At 69.2% G+C, this 6,847-nt stretch carries 4 protein-coding genes; all 4 read right to left on the bottom strand.

All coding sequences use genetic code 11. The features are described 5' to 3' along the window. Nucleotides 1–433 precede the first annotated feature (433 nt). Nucleotides 434–2,131 (bottom strand): hypothetical protein, encoded by a 1,698-nt coding sequence (locus CA982_RS21520; protein ID WP_086537223.1) that lies wholly within the window; start codon nucleotides 2,129–2,131, stop codon nucleotides 434–436. 230 nt (nucleotides 2,132–2,361) lie between these two features. Beyond that, nucleotides 2,362–4,035: an allophanate hydrolase gene (gene atzF / locus CA982_RS21515; protein WP_086537222.1), complete on the bottom strand. Its 1,674-nt coding sequence runs from the start codon at nucleotides 4,033–4,035 to the stop codon at nucleotides 2,362–2,364. Continuing rightward, nucleotides 4,032–6,095, bottom strand: coding sequence for a 5-oxoprolinase/urea amidolyase family protein (locus CA982_RS21510; RefSeq protein WP_086537229.1), 2,064 nt, complete (start codon nucleotides 6,093–6,095; stop codon nucleotides 4,032–4,034). Before CA982_RS21510 ends, atzF begins: the two co-directional genes overlap by 4 nt. A gap of 56 nt (nucleotides 6,096–6,151) precedes the next feature. Further along, nucleotides 6,152–6,832, bottom strand: coding sequence for an urea amidolyase associated protein UAAP2 (locus CA982_RS21505; protein ID WP_086537221.1), 681 nt, complete (start codon nucleotides 6,830–6,832; stop codon nucleotides 6,152–6,154). Nucleotides 6,833–6,847 lie beyond the last annotated feature (15 nt).

The following is a 6,847-nucleotide window of genomic DNA, read 5'->3' as shown; positions in this document are numbered from 1 at the left end:
GACTCCGACCGACCCGCCGCCACGCGCTGCGCTCCCATCGCGGCACCGGGCCGCTCTCCGCTCCTGCCACATCCGGCCAGCGCGCACAAGCGGCCAAATATCAGGAAAGGCCAAACCCGACCGGACGCCAAAGAAGTGTGGATCTGATGTCGAGCGAACGACGTTGCGACTGAACATAAATCGACACACGATGTGTGAAAACAGTTGCCTAACAATGAAATACGATGTATCATCGAGTAATGATGGTGAGGCCAATGACCAATATCGCACCGGCGAATATTGCCTCTCCGCCAGCCGCTTCCGCACGCTCCGGGCGCTCCTCAGGGAGCAGGGGGGTGGCGCTTCCGCAAGCTCCGAGCGCTCCTCAGGGAGCAGGGGTCGGTCGTCCCGGACGACGAAAGCGCAGGACACACAATTCTGTGGTTCTTTCGGATCAGGCTGCGGCAGCTCCGGTATCACTGCCCGAGCCGGCGTCGCCGGAGTCCGCACCGTCATCGCCGGCGCTGCCCGCGTCGGCGTCGCCCGCCTCGGCGCCACCGGAATCCGCGGCGTCGTCCTCCGTGTTGTCGTCACCCGGGCTGTCGGTTTCCGGAGCATCCGACCCACCGCCGTCCGCCTCCACCGGGCCGCTGTCGTCGGCGGGCTCTGGTGCCCGATGCCTGCCGACGTAGGAGTCCTCCGCCGAGCGGTGCTTGCCGACGTAGCTCGCCGTCTCGTCGGTCTCCGGGCCGGTGACCACCTCGTGCGCGTCGCCGGACGCGGTGGTGACCGCGTCCGCCGACGCGAGGACGGTACGAGCCGAGGTGTTCGACGCCCCGGTGTCGATCGGGTCGGTCGCCGGCAGACCGAACGGCAACTCGTACTTCGGGATGCGGATGACCGGGACGAGCTCCCCGGTGTCGAGCTGCCCGAACTCGATGACCGGCAAGCCCAGACGATTCGGCCGTAACTCGCCGTTGACCTCGACCAGCGGACGGAAGGTGACCGTCGAACCCAGCCAGTCGACCGTGATCGGACCGGTGAACCCGTAGTCGCTCGTCAGCCGGAGGAAGTTTCCGCTGAACAAGGCGTGATCACCGCCGATGCTCAGGCGGGCGAAGTCCTTGGAGAGGGAGAACCAGTCACTGTCGAAGTCGAGACCGGAGCCACTCAGGATGCCGGCGAGCAGACCCTCGAGGACCTCGGCGCCGAGGCCGCCGAGAACTCCGCCGGGATCGGTGATCAGCGCGGTCGGGTCGGTGAGCGCGAACTGCAGTTCGCCGTTGGGTTGCTGCCAGCGGAAGTCGAAGGTGCCCAGTACATTCGCGCAGGCGCCGACGCCGTCGGCGTAGGCGCCGGTGAGCCCGCCGTAGCAGCCGACGCCCTGGATGCCCGGGACCTCTCCGATCTTCTCGCCGAGGACCGTGACATCGAGTGGGCCGGTGTTCCAGGCATGGGCCATCCCGATGAGGGCGAACGACCTCGCGGTCCGCCCGTCGCTCGCGCCCGCCGTCGCGATGCTCAGGGGCAGATACGATGTCGCAGTTGCGTCGCCGCCGCGGTAGGCGAGAGCGAACTGGAAGCCGTTCCCGGCGACCGTGGCCGAGCCCTCGGTCGCGGGACCGTCGGTCATCCTCGGCGGCAGGTCGAGGCCGAGCCAGCGGATGATGTCGCCCAGGACCGAACCGGACAGCGTGTCGTAGACACCCTTCACCGGGTCGTAGATCGCGACCGGTACGACCTCGATGCGGTCGGGCAGGACGACGGCGAGCCCGATGCCGCCGAGCTCGGTGCTCGACTGAGAGCAGTCGGCCCCGTCCCGGGCGCCACCGGACATGCAGCTCTGGATGCGCCACTGCTCCGCGATGTCGGCGAGCGCGCCGTTCCCGATCGTGGTCACCAGATCGCCGAGCGGATTGCCGCGGTCGAAACCCTTCGACCAGTCACGCAGATCGTCGATCTCGGACGGGATACCCGGGAGCAGCGCCGCGTCGGCCACCGCCGGTTCCGCCACCTGCCCCGCGCCGATCGCGGCGACCGTCGCCAACGCGGCCGCCCCTGCGATCGCGCGGTGCTGTCGCCGCTGTTTCCGGTTCTCGCGTCGAGCGACCTTCTCTGATCGCTGAATCCCGCTGTGCCCCAACCTGGTCATCCGTCCAACTCTCTTCTCCCCGACCTCCCGAGCTGAGTAAGTGAATCATCACGGTCGGCGAACCGGTAGTCGATCGGAGGAAATGGCACGAAACGGTCGTTCTGGTCAGGCGTCCAGGACGGGACGCGAGACGGGTTCCGGCACAGGCGAGCTCAGCGGCCTGAGCGCGCGAGGTCGAATCCCGTTCGTGCGACGTCGTTTCCGTCGGAGGGCGACGCCGCTGTCGGCGCCTACCAGCGGTCGCGGTCGAGACTCTGCCCCGACGCGCCGGCGTCGGCGGCGCATCCGAACCCGACGACCCAGCGGGCCGGCCCGGTCTCGCCGGCGGCGATCTCGACCTTGCCCAGCATCATCGGTTCGGGGAGAGCGGCCAAGAAATCACCGAGCGCCGCCGGGGACAGCGCCCACACCTCGCCCCGGATCGCGCGCCCGGCGGCCGGGTCGCGGACCAGACCCGGCTTGGGCGGGGTGGTGTCGAGCGCCACCAGCCGATACGACGCGGTCGTGGTCACCTCACCTGCCCATCGGGCGCCACGGTCGCCGAGCTCATGGGTCAGCGGTCCGCCCCGCATGTGCGCGCCGAAGACCGCGAGCTCGATCGCCTCGTCACCCTCCGCCCAGGACGGCGCCTCCGAGTCGTCGCCGAGGAACCGGCGCGCCACGTCGACGAGCACGGCGTCGGCATGCCCAGGACCCAGGAGGGTGACGCCGAACTGTGCTGTGCTGCCGTCGTCTTCGACGACCGTCCCGGCCGGCACGGCCAGCCCGCACAGATCGAAGAGATTGCAGAAGTTGGTGTAGGTGCCCATCCGCGAGTTGACGCCGACCGGATCGGCGGCCACCTCGGCGAGCGTGGGATGTGCCGGCGCGGTCGGCACCATCAGAACCGTGGCGTCGCCCCACTGCTCCGTCGCCGCGGCGCGCAGGTCGGCGAGCCGACGGCGGGCCCGGAGGAGTTCGACAGCCGAGAACCGGTCCGCCGCGCCGATGATGGACGACACGGTCGGGTCGAGTCCGGCGGCCTCGGGGTCGGCCACCGACTCGAGGTAATCCCCCACCGCGTCGTACCGCTCGGCGACGAGCGCGTCGTCGTAGAGGAGCCGGGCGGCCTCGAGAAAAGGTGACAGGTCGATGGTCTTGACCATGAGCCCGGCCGATTCGGCACGCAGCACCGCGTCGTCGAAGACGGCCCGCCACCGGTCGTCGAGGCCGGGCAGTTCGGTGGGCACGGCGATCACTGGGCGTTCCGGGGCGGCGTACGGGATCGACTGCGGGAAGGGCCGGGTGCCGGCGGCTTCGGCCATCACCCCCATCGACCGGTCGGCCAGCGCCAGGTCGGCGGCGAAGACGGTGACGACGTCGTAACTCGCACAGGCGGGCACGACTCCCGCAGTGGAGACCACACCGACGGTCGGCTTGATGCCGACGACGCCCTGCAGGCCGGCCGGCACCCGGCCCGATCCGGCGGTGTCGGTGCCGATCGCGATGTCGGCGAACCCGAGGGCGACGGCCACCGCCGAGCCGGAGCTCGATCCGCCCGAGATGCGGTCCGGCCGTCGCGAATCCCGGACCGCGCCATACGGACTGCGGGTTCCCACCAGGCCGGTGGCGAACTGGTCGAGATTGGTCTTGCCCACGACCACCGCACCTGCTGCGCGCAACGCGGCGACCGCGGGGGCATCCGTGTCGGGGGTGTAGGCGAAACCGGGGCACCCAGCGGTGGTCGGCACACCGCCGACATCGACGTTGTCCTTCACGGCGAGGAGTACGCCGGCGAGCGAGCCGCCGGCGGCGACGGACCGCTCGTACTCGGCCGCGACCTCGCCCTCGGGTCGCAGCGTGATGAAAACCTCCGGCCGGTCCGCCTCGGCGATCCGCGCATACAGCTCGTCGATCCTGCTCATGCCACCCGCTCCTCGTCGTCTGCGATCCCCGCGGTGTCGGCGAGGCCGACCCCCGCCGCTTTCGCGGCGAATTCACCCTGCATCGACCATCGTTCACGCTCTTCCGCACGAGCGATCTCCATCGTGTTCCGCCGGGTCGCGATGTCGGCGGCGTGCTCGTCGAGGAAGCTCTGGTGCGCGGCCAGCGAGAACTCGCCGTCGACGATCTTCGTGCTGTCCCCGCGCCCGGCGGCGACGTCGGCCCGCATGTCGAGAAGTTCCGCCGAACTCACCGGGTACCACTGGATTCGGTCGAAGAACCGCAGGAGCCACGGATGTTCGGGGTCGAATCCCGGCGCCGGCAACGGGTGCCGGTGATTCCAGACCTGCGTCGTCCGGCCGACGAACTGATAACCGCCCGGGCCCTCCATGCCGTAGATGCAGAGATAGGCGCCGCCGATCCCCACCGCGTTCTCCGGAGTCCAGGTGCGCGCCGGGTTGTACTTGGTCGTGACGAGGCGATGCCGTGGGTCGAGCGGAACGGCCACCGGTGCACCGAGATAGACGTCCCCCAGGCCGAGCACGAGGTAGCTGGCGTCGAAAACGGTGCGGTACACGTCGTCGACGGAGTCCAGGCCGTTCATGCGCCGGATGAACTCGATGTTCCACGGGCACCACGGCGCATCCGATCGCACGCCCAGCATGTACCGTTCGATCGCCTCCCTGGTGGCGGGATCGTCCCACGACAAGGGCAGGTGCACAGTACGGCTCGGCACCACGAGGTCCTCGGCGGCCGGCAACTGGCTCTCGCATTCGGTCAGCCACGCCAGCATCTGCGTCTGCGACCACACGTCCGGGTCGGCCTTCACCTGCAGCGAGCGGATACCCGGCGTGAGGTCGATGAGGCCGCGCGGCTTCTCGGCGGCGATCCGCTCGGCCAGCGCATGGACCCGGGCGCGCAGGGCCAGGTCGAGGTGCATCTCGCCGTACTCGACGAGCACGTTGTCGTCGCCGGACCGCCGGTACGTCACCGAGGTCGATCCGTCGGCTGTCGTGGTGGCTCCGAGGATTCCGTTGTCGGTGTCCCCGCCCGACGACAGGACGTCGACGAAGCAGGAGCGCCGGCCCAGCCCGAGTTCGGTGGGCGAGGCCGCCTGGTCGCCGCGTACCGCGACGAACCGGACCGTGTCCCCCGGCTTCAGCTGGCCGAGCTTCCACCGTTGCGCGGTCGTCACGGTCACCGGACAGACGAATCCACCGAGACTCGGCCCGTCCGGACCGAGCAGGATCGGTGTGTCCCCGGTGAAGTCGAGTGCACCGACGGAGTACGCGGTGTCATGGATGTTCGACGGGTGCAGCCCGGCCTCGCCGCCGTCATCGCGTGCCCACGAAGGTCGGGGGCCGATCAATCGGATGCCGGTCCGGTCGGAGTTGAAATGCACCTCGTAGTCGGTGGCGAACAGGTCGGCGATGTCCTCGTCGGTGAAGAACTCCGGGGCTCCGTGGGGTCCCACGGTGACCGCCAGCTGCCAGGAGTTGGTGAAGGCCGGCTGCTCGTCGCCGAGAATGCGTCGCGGCGTGCCGAGCGGCCCGTCCAACAGTTCGAGACGATCGTCAGCGACCAGCGCACGGCCGTCGAGTCCGCCGAACCGGCCCATGGTGAAGGTCGACCGGCTCCCGAGATGATCGGCGACGTCGAGCCCGCCCGACACCGCGATGTACGCGCGCATCCCCAGAGCACCGATCGAACCGACGTCGAGGACGTCTCCCTCCTCGAGTCTGAGCGGAACCCATTGCGGCACAGTTGTTCCGTTCACCGTAACGGGGACCGGCGCGCCGGTGACGGCGACGACCGCGGACCGGCCGAACCGCAGGGCGGGACCCATGAGGGTGATCTCGAGGCCAGCGGCGGTCTCGGGATTGCCGACGGCGAGGTTGGCGAGCCGGAAGGACAGGTCGTCCATCGGACCGGACGGCGGTACGCCGACCTTCCAGTACCCGACCCGGCCGGGCCAGTCCTGGATCGTGGTGAGTGGACCGGACCGGAGAACGGTCACGGCACCCGGGGTGGTGGCAGTCATGATGGTGGATTCCTCGTCGGACTTGTCGACGCCCGGGGGCGTGGTGGACACGGATCTCAGGACGGCCGGGTGACGATGACACGGACCGCGGTGGGATCGAATCCGTTGCAGGGGTTGTTGATCTGCGGGCAGTTCGAGATGAGCACCAGGGTGTCGACCTCGGCCCGTAACGCCAGTCGCTTGCCGGGCGCGGACAACCCGTCGACGATGCCCAGCGAGCCGTCGGGATCGACCGGCACGTTCATGAAGAAGTTCACGTTGCCGACGAGGTCGGCCTTGCCCAGTCCATGGCGGCTGCCCTCGATGAGAAAGTTCTCCACGCATGCGTGCTGGTGCTTGGTGTGGTGGCCGTACCGCAGCGTGTTCGACTCCTGCGAGCATGCGCCGCCGAGAGTGTCGTGGTTGCCGACCTCGTCGGCGATGATCGTCATCAGCGGCGCGGAGTCATGATCGCGGATGACGCTGCCGGTGGTCAGGAAGATGTTGCCCTGCGCGGCGATGGTCGCCTGGGCCGAATACCGTCGCGTGGTGTCGTCGGCCGCATAGAAGAGCGTGTCGACGGCCTGATTGCCGTGCAGGTCGACGATGGTGAGCACGTCGCCGGCGGCGACGACACCCGACCACGGTGACCGCTCGCCCACCTGTGCGTCACCGACGACGGTGCCGGGGACGAGGGCGAGTTCGGCGGCGGGCGCCGACGTGACATCGGTGATGACTGTGGAATGTGTCTCGGTCACGATGGGTGGTCCTCT

The organism is Gordonia lacunae (assembly GCF_002149015.1).
In the GTDB taxonomy this organism is placed as follows: domain Bacteria; phylum Actinomycetota; class Actinomycetes; order Mycobacteriales; family Mycobacteriaceae; genus Gordonia; species Gordonia lacunae.
The sequence above is the reverse complement of the archived record's forward strand: the minus strand, read 5'-3'. Positions and strand labels throughout refer to the sequence as shown.